This window comes from Pseudoxanthomonas sp. SORGH_AS_0997, from assembly GCF_031453535.1.
Classification (GTDB): Bacteria; Pseudomonadota; Gammaproteobacteria; order Xanthomonadales; family Xanthomonadaceae; genus Pseudoxanthomonas_A; species Pseudoxanthomonas_A winnipegensis.
On the sequence record NZ_JAVIZI010000001.1, the window covers coordinates 1,274,019 to 1,290,695 of the forward strand.

At 69.2% G+C, this 16,677-nt stretch carries 19 protein-coding genes; 12 read left to right on the forward strand and 7 right to left on the reverse strand.

The genetic code is table 11. The features are described from left to right. Nucleotides 1-406 precede the first annotated feature (406 nt). From rplI to QE438_RS05750, 4 genes are all read right to left on the reverse strand, one after another. On the reverse strand, nucleotides 407-856 hold the full coding sequence (gene rplI, locus QE438_RS05735) for a 50S ribosomal protein L9 (protein ID WP_130518196.1): 450 nt from the start codon (nucleotides 854-856) through the stop codon (nucleotides 407-409). A gap of 171 nt (nucleotides 857-1,027) precedes the next feature. Next, nucleotides 1,028-1,258 (reverse strand): 30S ribosomal protein S18, encoded by a 231-nt coding sequence (rpsR, locus tag QE438_RS05740; protein WP_093137332.1) that lies wholly within the window; start codon nucleotides 1,256-1,258, stop codon nucleotides 1,028-1,030. 12 nt (nucleotides 1,259-1,270) lie between these two features. Beyond that, nucleotides 1,271-1,699: a 30S ribosomal protein S6 gene (gene rpsF / locus QE438_RS05745; protein WP_130522648.1), complete on the reverse strand. Its 429-nt coding sequence runs from the start codon at nucleotides 1,697-1,699 to the stop codon at nucleotides 1,271-1,273. A 264-nt stretch (nucleotides 1,700-1,963) separates the two neighbouring features. Continuing rightward, nucleotides 1,964-2,302: an iron-sulfur cluster assembly accessory protein gene (locus QE438_RS05750; protein ID WP_130518194.1), complete on the reverse strand. Its 339-nt coding sequence runs from the start codon at nucleotides 2,300-2,302 to the stop codon at nucleotides 1,964-1,966. 151 nt (nucleotides 2,303-2,453) lie between these two features. Here QE438_RS05750 and asnS point away from each other — a divergent pair, with 151 nt between their 5' ends. The 12 genes from asnS (at nucleotide 2,454) to QE438_RS05810 (ending at nucleotide 13,913) form a co-directional block, all read left to right on the forward strand. After that, nucleotides 2,454-3,854 carry an asparagine--tRNA ligase gene (gene asnS, locus QE438_RS05755; protein ID WP_306991866.1) on the forward strand — a complete coding sequence of 467 codons (1,401 nt, stop codon included), beginning with the start codon at nucleotides 2,454-2,456 and terminating at the stop codon, nucleotides 3,852-3,854. Between the two features lie 5 nt (nucleotides 3,855-3,859). Further along, nucleotides 3,860-4,126, forward strand: a complete 267-nt coding sequence (locus QE438_RS05760; protein ID WP_130518191.1) for a hypothetical protein — start codon at nucleotides 3,860-3,862, stop codon at nucleotides 4,124-4,126. After that, entirely contained in the window at nucleotides 4,123-4,428 is a 306-nt protein-coding gene (locus tag QE438_RS05765; protein WP_130518189.1) for a hypothetical protein, read from the forward strand. Before QE438_RS05760 ends, QE438_RS05765 begins: the two co-directional genes overlap by 4 nt. Next, on the forward strand, nucleotides 4,425-4,736 hold the full coding sequence (locus QE438_RS05770; protein WP_306991864.1) for a hypothetical protein: 312 nt from the start codon (nucleotides 4,425-4,427) through the stop codon (nucleotides 4,734-4,736). Before QE438_RS05765 ends, QE438_RS05770 begins: the two co-directional genes overlap by 4 nt. Nucleotides 4,737-4,747: 11 nt before the next feature. Further along, nucleotides 4,748-5,386 (forward strand): FMN-binding negative transcriptional regulator, encoded by a 639-nt coding sequence (locus QE438_RS05775; protein WP_307183997.1) that lies wholly within the window; start codon nucleotides 4,748-4,750, stop codon nucleotides 5,384-5,386. A gap of 347 nt (nucleotides 5,387-5,733) precedes the next feature. Further along, nucleotides 5,734-6,522, forward strand: a complete 789-nt coding sequence (locus QE438_RS05780; RefSeq protein WP_306991862.1) for an SDR family oxidoreductase — start codon at nucleotides 5,734-5,736, stop codon at nucleotides 6,520-6,522. 43 nt (nucleotides 6,523-6,565) lie between these two features. Next, nucleotides 6,566-7,378, forward strand: coding sequence for an endonuclease VIII (gene nei, locus QE438_RS05785; RefSeq protein ID WP_306991860.1), 813 nt, complete (start codon nucleotides 6,566-6,568; stop codon nucleotides 7,376-7,378). Between the two features lie 327 nt (nucleotides 7,379-7,705). Beyond that, nucleotides 7,706-8,371: a carbonate dehydratase gene (gene can, locus QE438_RS05790; RefSeq protein WP_130518179.1), complete on the forward strand. Its 666-nt coding sequence runs from the start codon at nucleotides 7,706-7,708 to the stop codon at nucleotides 8,369-8,371. Between the two features lie 30 nt (nucleotides 8,372-8,401). Further along, nucleotides 8,402-8,932 (forward strand): 3-hydroxyanthranilate 3,4-dioxygenase, encoded by a 531-nt coding sequence (locus tag QE438_RS05795; protein WP_130518177.1) that lies wholly within the window; start codon nucleotides 8,402-8,404, stop codon nucleotides 8,930-8,932. Nucleotides 8,933-9,047: 115 nt separating this feature from the next. Continuing rightward, the gene (locus tag QE438_RS05800; protein WP_306991857.1) at nucleotides 9,048-11,174 is read left to right on the forward strand and encodes an FUSC family protein; all 2,127 of its coding nucleotides are present in this window, start codon (nucleotides 9,048-9,050) and stop codon (nucleotides 11,172-11,174) included. Between the two features lie 77 nt (nucleotides 11,175-11,251). Next, nucleotides 11,252-12,520, forward strand: a complete 1,269-nt coding sequence (kynU, locus tag QE438_RS05805; protein WP_306991855.1) for a kynureninase — start codon at nucleotides 11,252-11,254, stop codon at nucleotides 12,518-12,520. 28 nt (nucleotides 12,521-12,548) lie between these two features. Next, nucleotides 12,549-13,913, forward strand: coding sequence for an NAD(P)/FAD-dependent oxidoreductase (locus QE438_RS05810; protein WP_306991853.1), 1,365 nt, complete (start codon nucleotides 12,549-12,551; stop codon nucleotides 13,911-13,913). 40 nt (nucleotides 13,914-13,953) lie between these two features. Here QE438_RS05810 and QE438_RS05815 read toward each other — a convergent pair whose 3' ends face one another. The 3 genes from QE438_RS05815 to QE438_RS05825 form a co-directional block, all read right to left on the reverse strand. After that, nucleotides 13,954-14,409, reverse strand: a complete 456-nt coding sequence (locus QE438_RS05815) for a tetratricopeptide repeat protein (RefSeq protein WP_309732713.1) — start codon at nucleotides 14,407-14,409, stop codon at nucleotides 13,954-13,956. A gap of 4 nt (nucleotides 14,410-14,413) precedes the next feature. Beyond that, complete coding sequence (locus QE438_RS05820; RefSeq protein WP_309732716.1) at nucleotides 14,414-15,460, reverse strand: serine hydrolase domain-containing protein; 1,047 nt, start codon at nucleotides 15,458-15,460, stop codon at nucleotides 14,414-14,416. A gap of 120 nt (nucleotides 15,461-15,580) precedes the next feature. Next, complete coding sequence (locus QE438_RS05825; protein WP_306991848.1) at nucleotides 15,581-16,570, reverse strand: LacI family DNA-binding transcriptional regulator; 990 nt, start codon at nucleotides 16,568-16,570, stop codon at nucleotides 15,581-15,583. Between the last annotated feature and the right edge of the window lie 107 nt (nucleotides 16,571-16,677).

Below are 16,677 nucleotides of genomic sequence, written 5' to 3' on the forward strand. Positions count from 1 at the left end.
GGCAAAGCTTCATCGCGGCGCCGGCGTTGCCGGTAGAGCCGCATCGCCGCCATGGCGGCTCCCACCTGTAGAGCGGAGCTTGTGGCAATCCCCTTTTGGGGACTCCGCTGGGGCTTTCCCATGATCCGGCCGAAAAGCAGCGGAGCAAGCTCCGCTCTACAGACAGGCCGCTAAGATTTGAGGAGACAGTTGCTCCGACCGAAGCCACAGCACCCAAGCGCCACTGGTGCAAGCGGTGTGGTCGATCTTTCCCGAACCAGGATTGCGTTGGTCGTTGGGGGGCCGGACCGCTGCCCTTCCGAAGTCCCAAGCACGCACGTCGCGATCAACCAACCTTGCAAAGAAGACCCCAACGAAAACGGGCGCCTCGCGGCGCCCGTCGTATCGAACCGCGTTGCCTGAAGGATCAGGCTTCGGCTTCGACCACCACCTTGACGGTGGTTTCCACGTCGGCGTGCAGCTTCAGCAGCACGTCGTACTCGCCGATGTTGCGCAGCGGGCCTTCGCCCATGACCACTTCGCTCTTCTCCAGCGGCAGGCCGGCGGCGGTGAAGGCCTCGGCGATGTCGCGCGGGCCGACCGAACCGAACAGCTTGCCTTCGGTCGAGGCGTTGGCCTTGACGGTGACGCTGGCGCCTTCGAACTTGCCGGCGCGGCCGGAGGCCTCGTCGTGGATGGCCTTGGCCTTGGCTTCGTACTCGGCGCGCTTGGCCTCGAACTCGGCCACGTTGGCGGCGGTCGCCGGCACGGCCTTGCCCTGCGGCACCAGGTAGTTGCGGCCATAGCCCGGCTTGACGCTGACCTTGTCGCCCAGGACGCCCAGGTTGGTCACTTTCTGCAGGAGGATCAGATCCATTTCTTTGCTCCGTTATTCGTTAGCGGCGCAGGAGCGCCGCAACGGTTGCTGTCCGAATAGGACGGGTGTCGTTGAAGCAGGAGTGAGTGGAGAGGAGTGAGGAGCGAGCGACAGCCGAGGCCTTGCTCACTACGCACTCCCTGCGGCGCTAGCCGCCACTCACTTCCGCACTCAGACGTCGTGGTTGTCGGTGTACGGGATCAGGGCCAGGAAACGGGCGCGCTTGACGGCCGTCTGCAGCTGGCGCTGGTAGCGCGCCTTGGTGCCGGTGACGCGGCTGGGGACGATCTTGCCGGTCTCGGTCAGGTACTGGCGCAGGGTGTTGAGATCCTTGTAGTCGATCTCCTTGACACCTTCGGCCGTGAACTTGCAGAACTTGCGGCGACGGAAGAACTTGGACATGGTCAGGGTTCCTTAGGCGGCTTCGGCGGAGTCGGAATCGTCGTCGGACTTGGCGGTGTCGCCTTCATCGTCGCGACGGCGGCGCTCGCCGCGCTCGGGCTTGTCGCTCTTCTCGTCCTTGCTCTTCATGATGATCGACATCTCGGTGTCGGCCACGTCGCCGTCGCGCTTCATGATCAGGTGACGCAGGATGGCGTCATTGAAGCGGAAGGTCTCGGTCAGCTCGGCCAGGGTGGCCTGGTCGACTTCGACGTTCATCAGCACGTAGTGGGCCTTGACCAGGTTCTGGATCGGATAGGCCAGCTGGCGGCGGCCCCAGTCTTCCAGACGCACGATCTTGCCGTTGCCGTTCTCGATGATGCCCTTGTAGCGCTCGACCATGGCCGGCACCTGCTCGCTCTGGTCCGGGTGGACCAGGAACACGATTTCGTAAAAACGCATTGTCGTTCCCTTTCGGATGATGGCCGAAGGCGCGATGCCGCCGGCCGGACAGCCCCCCGCCGATGCGGTGGAGCAAGAGCCCTGACGGCCTGGTGGCCGGCAGGGAGCAGGAAATTATGTCAGGTCAAGGGGTTGCGTGCAATCGCGCGCGGATTGGGCGCGATTCTGGCGGCTACCGGCCCGTAACCCGGAGCCGGCGCCAGGGCTGTGCAGGCAGCGTCAGCGACGCGCTTGCCCCCTGCCCCGCCTGGCGCTCCCTGAGCCTTAGGCCGCGTTGGCGTCGGTGGTGAAGCTCTCGCCGCAGCCGCATTCGGCCGTCGCATTGGGGTTGGCGAACAGGAACTCCTCGCCCAGCCCGCGCTTGCCGAAGTCGATCCGGGTGCCGTCCACCAGCGGCAGGCTGTCGGCATCGACATAGATGCGCACGCCGTCCTGCTCGAACACGGTGTCGTCTTCGCGCTGCTCGCGGGCCAGGTCGGTCACATGGCCCCAGCCCGAGCAGCCGGTGCGGGTCACGCCGAAGCGCAGGCCCAGCGCGCCGGGCGTGGACTGGACGAAGCGCTGGACGCGCTGGTGGGCGAGCGGCGTGAGAGTGATGGCCATGACGATGCCTGCGATGCTGCGGACGGGAATTATAAGGTGTGGGTGCGCCGCCGACGGCCCCACGGAGCGAACGGAGCGTGCCCGCCGCGTGCGCCAACCGGTAGACTTGCGCGTTCATTCAGATCGAGCCGAACGGGCCGGGATTCAAGACATGACGGTGGTGAGCGTCGAACATGCGCTGGCGGGCAAGCTCCCGGCCGGCGGCGAGGTGACGGTACGCGGTTGGGTGCGCACGCGGCGCGACTCCAAGGCCGGCCTGTCCTTCGTCAACGTCAGCGACGGTTCGTGCTTCGCCCCCATTCAGGTCGTGGCGCCCAACACCCTGCCCAACTACGAGTCCGAGGTGAAGCACCTGACCGCCGGCTGCGCGGTAATCGCCACCGGCACCCTGGTCGCCTCTCAGGGCCAGGGTCAGCGCTTCGAGATCCAGGCCGAATCGGTCCAGGTGGTCGGCTGGGTCGAAGATCCGGAGACCTATCCGATCCAGCCCAAGGCGCACTCGCTGGAGTTCCTGCGCGAGGTCGCGCACCTGCGCCCGCGCACCAACCTGTTCGGCGCGATCACCCGCATCCGCAACTGCCTGGCCCAGGCGGTGCACCGCTTCTTCCACGAGAACGGCTTCAACTGGATCTCCACGCCGATCATCACCACCTCCGACGCCGAGGGCGCCGGGCAGATGTTCCGCGTCTCCACGCTGGACCTGGCCAACCTGCCGCGCAACGCCGCCGGCGAGGTGGACTTCGGCCGCGACTTCTTCGGCAAGGAGACCTTCCTGACCGTGTCGGGCCAGCTCAACGTCGAGGCCTACTGCCTGGCCCTGAGCAAGGTCTACACCTTCGGCCCGACCTTCCGCGCCGAGAACTCCAACACCACCCGGCACCTGGCCGAGTTCTGGATGATCGAGCCGGAGATCGCCTTCGCCGACCTGGCCGAGGACGCGCGCCTGGCCGAGGAGTTCCTGAAATACCTGTTCAAGGCCGTGCTCGACGAGCGCATGGACGATCTGAGCTTCATCGCCGAGCGCGTGGACAAGACCGCGATCAGCAAGCTGGAGGCGTTCATCAACGCGCCGTTCGAACGCATCGACTACACCGATGCCATCGAGCTGCTGCGCAAGTCCGGCAAGAAGTTCGACTTCCCGGTCGAATGGGGCCTGGACCTGCAGACCGAGCACGAGCGCTGGCTGACCGAGGAACACGTCGGCCGCCCGGTGGTGGTGACCAACTACCCCGAGCACATCAAGGCCTTCTACATGCGCCTGAACGACGACGGCCGGACCGTCGCGGCGATGGACGTGCTGGCGCCGGGCATCGGCGAGATCATCGGCGGCAGCCAGCGCGAGGAGCGCCTGGACGTGCTGGACGCGCGCATGGCGCAGTTCGGCCTGGATCCGTCGCACTACGGCTGGTACCGCGACTTCCGCCGCTACGGCACGGTGCCGCATGCCGGCTTCGGCCTGGGCTTCGAGCGCCTGGTGGTCTACGTCTGCGGCCTGTCCAACATCCGCGACGCGATCCCCTACCCGCGCGCACCGGGCAACGCGGAGTTCTGAGCGCCATGCATGCGCAGCTGGTGGTGCAGGTGGCGACGTTCATCGCCGGGTTCGCGGCCTTCGGCTTCGGCCTGGTCGGCATCGCCCGCAGCCTGCGCCTGCAGAAGCTGCTGATGGCCAAGCAGGAACAGGGGCTGGACGTGCGCGCCACCAAGGCCGACCCGCAGGTGCGTGCGGCGATGCAGGGCCTGCGTGCGCCGCTGCTGTGGGCCACGGTGCTGGCCGTGTGCTCGGTGGCGCTGCCCTCGCTGGCCCGCCTGGTGCTGGCGTGATCCTGTTCTTCGCCCTGCTGTTCGTGGCCACGGCGATCGCCGGGTTCTGCGCGTTCGTGATCTTCTGGCCGCTGACCCTGATCCACGTGCGCGACCGCCATCCGCAGGTGGCCGAGGAACTGGGCCCGGGCGCCTTCATGAAACCCGCCGCGCTGGCCTGGCTGCTGCGCGGCACTTACTTGCAGCGCCGGGACGGCGCACTGAACGGCCTGGCCACGCCGGCGCGCATCGCCGCGCTGGTGATCGTGTGCGGCCTGGCCATGGCCGGGCTGTTGTGGCTGGCCTACGAGGTAGTGAAATGAGCGAGACGACACGCGTCCAGTGGTGGCTGGCCACCCTGGGCCAGACCCTGATCTGGGCCCGGCTGCGGATCAAGGAGGCCGGCACCGCCGAGGTGCTGGACAGCGACGGCAATACGCTGGCCTACGACAGCGAGGACAGCGCCCGCGGGGCGCTGTTCGACGCCGAATTCGTCGCCTACGACGGCCTGGACGAGGAAGACGCGCTTCTGCGCGGCTTCTCGCTGCACGAGGTCATCCCGCCGCACGCCGACGACGATGCCGCGCTCAAGCCGTTGATGGTGGAGCGGCTGGGCGGCGGGCACGCCTGAGCGAGGGCGGCATGTACACCCCGCGCGCCTTCGCGCAGACCGACCTGGCGCGGCTGGATGGGCTGATCGCGCGCGATGCCTTCGTCACCCTGATCACGCAGCACGACGACGGCACGCCCGAGGTCAGCCATCTGCCGGTGCTCTACGCCCGCGACGGCGCGCGCATCGTGCTGGAAGGCCATTGGGCCAAGCCCAACCCGCAGGCACGCCACACGGGCAAGGCCCTGGCCATCGTCCACGGCCCGCATGCCTATGTCTCGCCTTCGGCGTATCCGGACAAGGCGCAGGCCGCGCGGGTGCCGACCTGGAACTACGCCGTCGCCCATCTGCACGGCGTGCTCGAACGCATCGAGGACACCGATGCCCTGGCCGACCTGGTCGACCGGCTCAGCGCGCATTACGAGGCCAGCGTCGGCCGCGACTGGCGCTTCGAGCACGACGATGCGCGCCTGATCCGGCAGCTGTCCGGCATCGTGGGCTTCCGGCTGGTGGTCGAGCGGGCCGAGCTGAAGTTCAAGCTCAGCCAGAACCATCCGCGCGCCAATCAGCAGGCGGTGATCGAGGATCTGGCCGCGCGTGACGATCCGGCGGCGCGCGAGGTTGCCGCGCTGATGCGTGGCGATGCGGGCCTGACCGATACCGCAGACTGACGAGGCGGCGCCCATCTGTAGAGCGGAGCTTGCTCCGCTGCCTTTCGGCTGGATCGTCGGCAAGCCGTAGAGCGGAGCTTGCTCCGCTGCCTTTCGGCCGGATCGTCGGCAAGCCGTAGAGCGGAGCTTGCTCCGCTGCCTTTCAGCTGGATCGTCGGCAAGCCGTAGAGCGGAGCTTGCTCCGCTGCCTTTCGGCCGGATCGTCGGCAAGCCCCAGCGGAGCAAGCTCCGCTCTACAAGGAGGTTGCGGCTTGATGTGAGCGCCGTTGCTTCCACCAGGCAGAACGCGACGCCATAACACGCTTGGCGTCACAGTAACGCCCCGCGATCCGAATCGGAGTATTGCGATGGACCTGAACCTTTCCGGCCGCCATGCGCTGGTCTGCGGCGCTTCGGAAGGCATCGGCCGGGCCGCCGCGATCGAGCTGGCGCTGCTGGGCTGCGATGTCACCGTGCTGGCCAGGCGCCAGGCCATGCTGCAGCAGCTGGTGGCCGAGCTGCCCGTCGTGCAGGAAGGCCAGACGCATGGCTGGCTGTTCGGCGACGACGGCAAGACCGAGATGCTCTCCACCGATGTGGTCGGCCTGGCCGCGCGCAAGCCGGTGCACGTGCTGATCAACAACGGCGGCGGGCCGCCGGGCGGACGCGCCATCGACGCGGATCTGGACGCCTACCTCACCGCCTTCCGCCATCACACCCTGGCCAACCATGTGCGCGTGCAGGCGGTGCTGCCCGGCATGCGCGCCGCCGGCTGGGGCCGCATCGTCAACGTGGTCTCGACCTCGGTGTACGAGCCGATCCCCAACCTGGGCGTGTCCAACACCATCCGCGCCTCGGTCGCCGGCTGGGCCAAGACGCTCTCGCGCGAGCTGGGGCCCGATGGCATCACCATCAACAATGTGCTGCCCGGCTTCACCCGCACCGCGCGCATGGACCACATCGTCCAGGACCGGATGCAGGCCAACGGCCAGAGCGCCGAGCAGATCCTGGACGGCATCGCGCAGGGCGTGCCCGTGCGCCGCATCGGCGAGGCGGCCGACATCGCCGCGGCCATCGCTTTCCTCGCCAGCCCCGCCGCCGGCTACATCACCGGCGTCAGCCTGGCCGTGGACGGCGGCCGCCTGCAGTCGATCTAGCGCCTGCACGCGGCCGCGACCCTTGCCCTGATCGAATCCGCCCATGCCTGAAGGTCCCGAGATCCGTCGCGCCGCCGATCGCCTGTTCGAGGCGGTCGGCAACCAGCCCCTGGAGCAGGTGTGGTTCTACCCGCCTTCGCTCAAATCCAAGCAGCGCGGGCTGATCGGCGCGCGCATCACCGCCATCGAGACGCATGGCAAGGCGATGCTGACCCGCTTCGACAACGGCACCACGCTGTACACGCACAACCAGCTCTACGGGGTGTGGCGGATCGCCGAGGCCGGCGAGCGGCCGGAGACCACCCGCAGCCTGCGCGTGGCGCTGGAGACGGCCGACAAGGCCATCCTGCTGTATTCGGCCTCGGACATCGCGCTGTGGAAGAACGCGGACCTGGCCCGCCATCCCTTCCTGTCCAAGCTCGGGCCGGACGTGCTGGACAAGCGCCTGACCGCGGCGGCGGTGGAGCAGCGGCTGCAGGAGCCGCGCTTCATGCGCATGTCGCTGGCTGCGCTGCTGCTGGACCAGGGCTTCCTGGCCGGGATGGGCAACTACCTGCGCTCGGAGGTGCTGTTCGAGGCCGGCATCGCGCCCACGCGCGATGCGGCGGGCTTGAACCCGGACGAGCGCCGGCTGCTGGCCAGGGCGCTGCTGGACGTGCCGCGCCGCAGCTATCGCAGCCGCGGCATCCGCAAGGCCTCAGGCATGCGCGCCGATTACCTGACCGATACGCCCGATGGCTTCGCCTTCAAGGTCTTCGACCGCGCCGGCGAGCCGTGCCTGGACTGCGGCACGCTGATCCGTCGCCGCGAGCTGGCGGGGCGGCGGCTGTACGACTGCGCGCACTGCCAGCGGTAGCCTTGTGTTGCTGTGGGTGAGAGCAACTGTCTCCTCACATCTCGCAGTGGCCTACCTGTAGCGCGGAGCTTGTGGAAATCCCCTTTTGGGGACTCCGCTGCGCTTTGTTCGGTTCGTGGGTAAGGCCCGGAGCGGAGCAAGCTCCGCTCTACAGGTGGGAGCCGCCATGGCGGCGATGAAGCTTTACCGGTAAAGCCCATCGCCGCCATGGCGGCTCCCACCAAGCTCCCCCACCAAGCTCCCACTAAGTTCTCACCAGTTCCTATCAGGCGCTGGACCAGGGGCTTCCATACCGTCTTCGCGGGGGCTTCTGCGATAATCGCGGGCATGAGCGATCTCAAAGACCTGCTGCGCAACAACCTGGACTGGGCCGACAGGGTCCGCAAGGACGATCCGGGCTTCTTCGAACGCCTGTCCAAGCAGCAGTCGCCGCGCTATCTGTGGATCGGCTGCTCCGATTCGCGCGTGCCCGCCAACCAGATCCTGGGGCTGGACCCGGGCGAGGTGTTCGTCCACCGCAACGTGGCCAACGTGGTGGTGCACAGCGACCTCAACTGCCTCTCGGCGGTGCAGTTCTCGGTCGATGTGCTCAAGGTCGAGCACATCCTGATCGTCGGCCACTACGGCTGCGGTGGCGTGCATGCCAGCATGACCGGGGCGCGGATGGGCCTGGTGGACAACTGGCTGCGGCATGTGGGCGACGTGGCCGGCAAGCACGCGGCGCGGCTGGAACGGGTGGAGAACGAGGCCCTGCGCCACGCGCGCCTGTGCGAGCTCAACGTGATCGAACAGGTCGCCAACGTGTGCCACACCACGATCCTGCAGGATGCCTGGGCGCGCGGCCAGCAGGTGGCCGTGCACGGCTGGTGCTACAGCCTGTCCGACGGCCGCGTGCGCGAGCTGGGCATGGACGTGGCCGGGCCCGACGATCTGCAGCCGGCCTACGCGCGCGCCCTGGCGGCGATGCCGACCACCGGCAAGCGCGACGCCTAGCCTGCCCCGCCTCGTTCCCAGGAGCCCGCCATGCTGCCCGCCCCGCTCAACCTGCAAGCCTGGATCGAGGAACACCGCCACCTGCTCAGGCCGCCGGTCGGCAACAAGGTGATTTACGCCGGCGACTTCATCGTGATGGTGGTCGGCGGGCCGAACGCGCGCACCGACTACCACTACGACGAGGGGCCGGAGTGGTTCTACCAGCTCGAGGGGCAGATGGTGCTGCGCATCCAGGAGGATGGCGCGCCGCGCGATATCCCGATCGGCGCCGGCGAGATCTTCCTGCTGCCGCCGCGCGTGCCGCATTCGCCGCAGCGCATGGAACACTCGGTCGGGCTGGTGATCGAGCGCCGTCGTCTGCCGGATGAGCAGGACGGGCTGCTGTGGTTCTGCGAGCGCTGCAACCACAAGCTCTACGAAGAGTACTTCCCCCTGCGCAACATCGAGACCGACTTCCCGCCGGTGTTCGACCGCTTCTACGCCTCGCGCGAGCACCGCACCTGCCAGGCCTGCGGTCACCTCAACCCGGCGCCGACGCGCTATGTGATGCCGGATACGTGAGCAGGAGTGCGTGGTGGGGCGAGGAGTGAGGCGGTAGCGGTAGCGGCTTAGGCCTCGCGCGCTTGCCTTCGCTTTACTCACTCCTTACCTCTTCGCGCTCACGCCTCGCCCCACCATGTCCCCGTTCCTGCGCAGCCTGATCCGCCTCAAGCCCCGCGATATCCCGGTGCGGGTGGCGCTGCGCAACTCCTTCGCCGTGTTCGCCTCGCTGGCCGGCGGGGTGTGGGCCGGCGAGCCGGCGATCGGCTTAGGGATGGCGATCGGCGCGCTGCAGACCATGTTCGCCGACCAGCCCGGCGCCTACGGGCTGCGCATGCGGCGCATGCTGATGACCACCTCGATCGCCGGCCTGTCGGCGGCGGTCGGCATCCTGGTCGGCCAGCACCTGGCGCTGCTGGCGGTGGCGGTGTTCGCGGTGGGCTTCGCCGGCGGCCTGGTGGTGGCGCTTGGGCCGCTGGCCGCGCGCAACGGCCTGGCCAGCATGATCCTGCTGATGGTCTGCGCCAACATGGGCCTGTCGCCCGCGCAGGCGCCGGGCGTGGCCTTGCTGATCTTCGCCGGCGGTCTGCTGCAGATGGTGATGGCGGTGGCCGCCTGGCCGCTGCAGCGCTACCGGCCCGAGCGCTTCGCCCTGGCGACCATCCTGCAGCAGTTGGCCATCACCGCGCGCACCCGTCCCGACGCCAGCCAGCCCTCGCCCACCCTGCAGGCGGCGCAGGACACCCTGCTGTTGCTGCACGGCCAGCACCACACGCGCGGGGTGGCGCTGCAGTCGTTCCGCATCATGGCCGAGCTGTGCGAGCGCACCCGCATCGACCTGCTGGCACTGGCCGATGTGCATGCGCGCCTGGAGGACGCCAAGGCGCGCGAGCTGCTCGAGACCGTGCTCAAGCAGGCCGCCCTGGTGCTCGACCATCTGGCCGCGGCGCTGCGCGAGGCGGCCTCGCCGCAGCGCGCCGAGGGCGATGTGGCCCGGCTGCAGGCGCTGGTGCCGGCGGTCGAGGCCGCGCGCAAGCAGGCCGCCACGACCCGCGATCAGCGCCTGCTGCGCCTGGCCAGCGGCCGCGCCGCCGGGCTGGCCGGACAGCTGCGTGCGCTGGTGCGCAACGGCTACTGGGCCAGCAGCCAGGGCCAGATCAACGCCCAGCAGGTCGAGGCGCGGCTGCCGCCGTCGATGCGGCCCAATTCGCCCTGGGTGACGCTGCGCGCCAATCTGACGCTGTCCTCGGCCGCATTCCGCCACGCCCTGCGCTGCGCCACCGCGCTGGTGGTCGCGCTGGTGCTGGAGAAGACGCTGAAGCTGCCGCACGGGACCTGGATCCCGATGACCACCGCGATCGTGCTCAAGCCCGATTTCGGCGGCACGCTGAGCTTCGGCGCCGGGCGCGTGGTCGGCACCCTGGCCGGGCTGGTGGTCGGCACGGCGCTGATCCACTACGCGATGGACGGCACGGTGGTGCGCCTGTTGCTGCTGTGGCTGTTCTGCTTCGGTTTCCGCCTGACCACGCAGATGAACTACGGCCTGGGCGTGGCCCTGCTGACCGGCATGCTGGTGATGCTGCTGTCCTTCGAGGGCTACGCGCCGGGCGAGGCGCTGAGCGCGCGCGTGGTCGCCACGCTGATCGGCAGCGCGCTGGCGATGCTGACCTATGCGCTATGGCCCACCTGGGAAGGCAAGCGCACCCGCACCGCACTGGCGACGCTGCTGGAGGCCGATCAGCGGCATCTGAGCGCGCTGCTGGCCGGGCGCGTGGACGTGCTGGACGACACCCGCGTGGCCGCGCGCGCGGCGCGCACCAACGTGCAGGCCTCCATCGACCGGCTGCGCGCCGAGCCGCGGCGTAACGGCAACCGCGACGAGGCGCAGCTGGCCGAATCGCTGCTGGCCAACGCCACGCGCCTGATGCGCGCGCCGCTGACGCTGGAGGCCCAGCTGCGCGAGGGCGCCTCGCTGCCCGATCTGCCCGAGCTTGGCGCCTTCGCCCAGGCGCTGGATGCGGCCCTGGGCGCCCAGGTGCGCTATCTGCGCCAGACCGGCAAGTTCTCCGAGATCCCCACCCTGCGCCCGGACGAGCGCCGCCTGGCCGAGGCGGTGCCGCACGAGCAGGAGACCGCCTTCGCCCTGCTCGATGCGGCCGACCGCATCGCCGACAGCGTCGATACCGTCACCCACCTGCTGCGCCGCCGCCATGCCCGGTCTTCTGCGGCCCCGGTCGCGGCGGCGGGCGGCGCGCCCGGGTAGACTCCGAGGCTTCGCCGCGCGCTCCGAGGCTGTCGGACGCCGGTGCTTCCTCGATTCGCTCAAGTTCCCAAGCTTCCATGTCCGACGCCCGCACGCACGCCATCGCCCTGGACGCCGCAGATCCGCTGCGCGGCTTCCGCCAGGAATTCCTGATCCCCCGGCACAAGCACACCGAACAGGTGTACTTCTGCGGCAACTCGCTGGGCCTGCAGCCCAAGGGCGCGCGCAAGGCGGTCGAACAGGTGCTGGACAAGTGGGCGCACGAGGCGGTGGAGGGCCACTTCCGCGGCCAGGGCCAGTGGATGACCTACCACGAGCAGGTGCGCGAGCCGCTGGCGCGCGTGGTCGGCGCCCTGCCCAGCGAGGTGGTGGCGATGAACACCCTCACCGCCAACCTGCACTTCATGATGGTCAGCTTCTACCGGCCCACGCGCGAGCGCCCGGCGATCCTGATCGAGGCCGGCGCGTTTCCTTCCGACCGGCATGCGGTCGAGTCGCAGATCCGCTTCCATGGCTTCGACCCGGCCACCGACCTGATCGAGCTGGAGCCGGACGAAGCCGAGGGCACGATCTCGATGGCGGCGCTGGAGGCGGCCATCGCCACGCACGGACATCGCCTGGCGCTGGTGCTGTGGCCCGGCATCCAGTACCGCACCGGGCAGGCCTTCGACCTGGCCGAGGTGGCGCGGCTGGCGCATGCGGCCGGGGCGGTGGCCGGCTTCGACCTGGCCCACGCGGTCGGCAACCTGCCGCTGGCGCTGCACGATGCGGAAGCGGACTTCGCCGTGTGGTGCCACTACAAGTACCTCAACGCCGGGCCGGGCGCGGTGGCCGGCGCCTTCGTGCATGCGCGCCATGCGCACACCGACCGGCCGCGCTTTGCCGGCTGGTGGGGGCACGAGAAGCAGACCCGCTTCCTGATGGCGCCGCAGTTCACGCCGACGCCGGGCGCGGAAGGCTGGCAGCTGAGCAATCCGCCGGTGCTGGCGATGGCCCCGCTGCTGGCCTCGCTGGCGCTGGTCGATCGCGCCGGCGGCATGGCGGCGCTGCGCGCCAAGTCCGAGCAGCTCACCGGCTTCCTGGAGGAGCTGATCGAGGCGCGCGTGCTGGACACGCTGGAGATCATCACCCCGGCCGAGCCCGAGCGCCGCGGCTGCCAGCTCTCGCTGCGCGTGGCCGGCGGGCGCGAGCGCGGCCGCGAGCTGTTCGACTATCTGGTCTCGGTGGGCGTGCTGGGCGACTGGCGCGAGCCGGACGTGATCCGCATCTCGCCGGTGCCGCTGTACAACAGCTTCAAGGACGTCTACCGCTTCGTCGAGGAAGTGGAACTGTGGCGCGGCGTATGAGCCCGGTCGCCACAGCGGACGCCATGCATTGAACGTCTCGGCACGCCCCATCACCCTGATCGGCGCCGGCCTGGCCGGCAGCCTGCTGGCGATCCTGCTGTCGCAGCGCGGCTGGCAGGTGACCCTGTTCGAGAGACGCGGCGATCCGCGCATCAAGGGCTACGAGTCGGGCCGGTCGATCAACCTGGCCCTGGCCGAACGCGGCCGCCATGCCCTGCGCCAGGCCGGTGCCGAGGACGCGGTCATGGCACGCGCGGTGATGATGCGCGGGCGCATGGTGCATGCGCTCGGCGAAGTGCCGCAGCTGCAGCGCTACGGCCGCGACGACAGCGAGGTGATCTGGTCCATCCACCGCGCCGACCTCAACATCGCCCTGCTCGACCTGGCCGAGGCGGCCGGGGCGAAGATCCAGTTCTACCGGCGCCTGCATACGGTCGACTTCCCCGCCGGCTATGCGCGCTTCATCGATGACCGCGACGACTCGCCGCACGACATCCGCTTCGACACGCTGATCGGCGCCGACGGCGCCGGCTCGGCGCTGCGCGCGGCGATGGACCGCGCCTGTCCGCTGGGCGCGCGCACCGAGTTCCTGGGGCATTCCTACAAGGAACTGGAGATCCCGCCGGCCGAGGACGGCGGCTTCCGCATCGAGCCCAACGCGCTGCATCTGTGGCCGCGCGGCGACTACATGTGCATCGCCCTGCCCAACGACGAGGGCACCTTCACCGTCACCCTGTTCCTGCCCAACGAGGGGCCGACGAGCTTCGCCACGGTGGCCAGCGGCGCGCAGGCCCGCGCCCTGTTCGAACGCGACTTCCCCGACGCCCTGCCCCTGATCCCCGACCTGGTCCACGACTGGGAGGCGCATCCGCCCGGCCTGTTGGGCACGCTCTACCTGGACCGCTGGCATCTGGGCGGGCGCGCGGTGCTGCTGGGCGATGCGGCGCACGCGATGGTGCCCTTCCACGGCCAGGGCATGAACTGCGCCTTCGAGGATTGCGTGGCGCTGGCCGAGCAGCTGGACCGGGCCGATTCGCTGGCGCAGGCCTATGCGGCGTTCGAGGCCCAGCGCAAGCCCAATGCCGCGGCGATCCAGGCCATGGCCCTGGAGAACTACATCGAGATGCGCGACCGCGTGGACGATGCGGACTTCCTGCTGCAGCGCCAGCTCGAGCAGGCGCTGCAGCAGCGCCACCCGGACCGCTTCGTGCCGCACTACACGATGGTCACCTTCATGCGCATCCCCTACGCGGTGGCGCTGGAACGCAGCGAGCTCCAGCGCCAGCTGCTGCGGGAGGCGACCGCCGGCCATGCGGACCTGTCGCAGATCGACTGGGACCTGCTGGACGGGCGCATCCAGGAGACCCTGCCAGCGCTTGCCTCGCCGGTCTGAGGCGCCAGCACCCTGGGCGCCGGTGACGCCGCTCGCCGGTTCATTGGCTTCCCAGCTCCTTCAGAATGCCGCGCAGGCGGGCATCGTCGGGGGCGAGCTCCGAGGCCTTCCGGTAGCTGCGGATCGCCTGCTCACGCTGTCCGTCGGCGCGATAGGCCTCGCCCAGGCTGTCATGCACATTGGCCGATGCCGGATGCGCGCTGGCATTCCACTGGAAGACCGCGATGGCCTCCGGCACGCGCTGCATCCTCAGCAGGCGATAGCCCAGCGTGTTCAGCGCTCTTTCGGAAGTGTCGTACTGGCTGGCGTTCGCGCCCAGCGTCTCGTAGGCCTTGCGCATGCCCGGCACGCCCTGCGACAGGGCCAGGGGAATCAGCAGGTCGCCCAGGTTCTTCCTGGCCAGCGCCACCGGCTTGCCGTGCAGCACGTCCATCAAGTCCTTGCCCAGCGTCACCACGGTATCGCCCTGCCAGTAGTTGTCCAGGATGACCACCATCGATTCATCCTGTTCGGAGCGAAGCCAGAAACTCTGGTAACCCTGGCACGCTGCCCGTGTGCGACACCACCTTGTACGTGCCGCCCGACGGCGTGTGCCACTGCTCCACCCCCCAGCCATAGCCGTACTCCGAGCGGTAGTCGGTCCACATGGCCTGCCGCCAGCGCTCGTCCAGGAGCGCGTTTCCATAGAGGGCGCGGTCCAGGCGGAACAGATCGTCGACCGTGGCATACAGACCGGCAGCCGAGAACGAGACCGTCGGATCGATCGGCATGGGGCGTACCAGGCTGAGGTCGGGCCTGGTCTGATAGCCCTCGGCCAGGCGCGGGATGACCTCGCTGGCGTGATACAGCCCGCTGTGCGCCATGCCGGCCTTGTCCAGAATCCGGCTCCGCAGGTTCGCCTCATAGCTGGCGCCGGTCACCTGCTCGATGAGCAGGCCGAGCAGGAAGTAGCCGGAGTTGTTGTAACGCCACACCGTGCCCGGCGCGCTCTGCAGTTTTCCCGGGATCCACGCCTTGGCGAAGTCTTGCGGCGCGAACGATTGTCGTGCCTGGGTCTGCCACCAGGGATCGTCGTAGCTGCTGGGGACATCGACGATGCCCGAGGTATGGTTGAGCAGTTGCGCCACCGTGACCGCGGCAGCGGGCGTGTCGCCATAGAGCGCGGGCAGATACTCGCCCAGTGTTCCGTCCAGCCGCAGCTTGTGCTCCTGCACCAGTTGCAGGACCAGGATGGCGGTGATCGGCTTGCTCAACGAGCCGATCCGGAACACCGCGTCGGCCGCGTTCGGCACCTGCCATTCGCGGTTGGCCAGCCCGTAGGCGGCCCGGTACACGACACGTCCGTGCTGGGCGACGAGCACCACGCCGTTGAAGCCCCGGTTCGTGGCGTAGCTGTCGACCAGCTGCTTCAGCTCGGCGGGTCGGACCTGTGCCAGGGCCTGTCCCGAGAGGCCGGCCAGCAGCACCAGGAGCGCTGCCATGAAGGGCGGCATGCGAAACCGGACCCGATGGCCTTTCGGGGCGAAAGCAAAGCTGAAACGGCGCATCCACGGACCTTTGGGTTTCGATGACTGCCGCTTGGATGCGGGAAAGCGCGCGCGGGTTTAGAGCCCCAATCCACATGGCCAATTGCGCACGACCGAGCGGTTCCAAGCCGCCACGTCGCTTCAGGGCTGCACGGCGCCGGTCGAACCGCGCAGCACGCAGCGCGTGGCCATCACCAGTCGGCGCACGGGCAGCTCGGGCGACTTCATCCGTTCCAGCAGCAGCGACATGGCGGCCCGGCCCATCTCCTCGACCGGCTGTTCGACCACGCTGATGCCGGGCTCGACCAGCTCGGTCCAGCGCTCGTTGTCGAAGCCGGCCAGGGCCAGCTGATCGGGAATGGACAGCGCCGACGCGCGCGCGGCGCGCAGCGCGCCCATCAGCAGCAGATTGTTACTGGTCACCAACGCCCGCGGCCGGTCCGGCTGCGCCAGCCACGGGCCGACCGCGGCGATGGCGGCCTCCGCCGTGGGCTCGATCTCGCGATAGTCCGGCGCCAGGCCGTGGGCCTGCATCGCGGCCAGATAGCCGTCGCGGCGCTCGGTCGCGGTGGTGCTGGTGCTGCCGAACAGGCCGCCGATGCGGCGATAGCCCTGCGCCAGCAGATGCCCGACCAGCTCGGTCATGGCCGCGGCGTTGTCGATCACCACGCTGTCGTGCCGTCCGCTGGCCGGCGCACGGTCGACCAGGACGGTGGGATAGTCCCACTGCATGCGCTCGAGCCGGCCCACGGTGGTGCGGGTGGGCGCGAAGATCAGGCCGCTGATGCGCTCCTCCTGCATCATCTGCAGGTATAGCGCTTCGCGCGATGGATCCTCGTCGGTGTTGCACAGCATGACGCGCAGCCCCTGCTGATAGGCCACCGCCTCCACCGCGCGGATCAGGGCGGTGAAGAAGGGATTGCGGATGTCGGCCACGATCACCCCGACGATGCCGCTGTGGCGCGAGCGCAGGCGCCGGGCCTGCAGGTTGAGCCGGTAGCCGGTCTGGGCGATGGCCGCCTCCACCCGCGTGCGCACCTCGGCGCTGACCGCGCCGCCGCCGATCACGCGCGAGACCGTGGACTTGGACACGCCCGCCACGCGGGCCACGTCGTTGATGCTGATGCTCACTGGGATCGTTTCCCTCGCTTCCTCGCCGGTGCCGGCTGCCGTGGCCTGGCCACAGCGTAGCGCGGCCGCGGCTTTTGGCTTTTGTGCAGTGCACATTGAAATTTTCC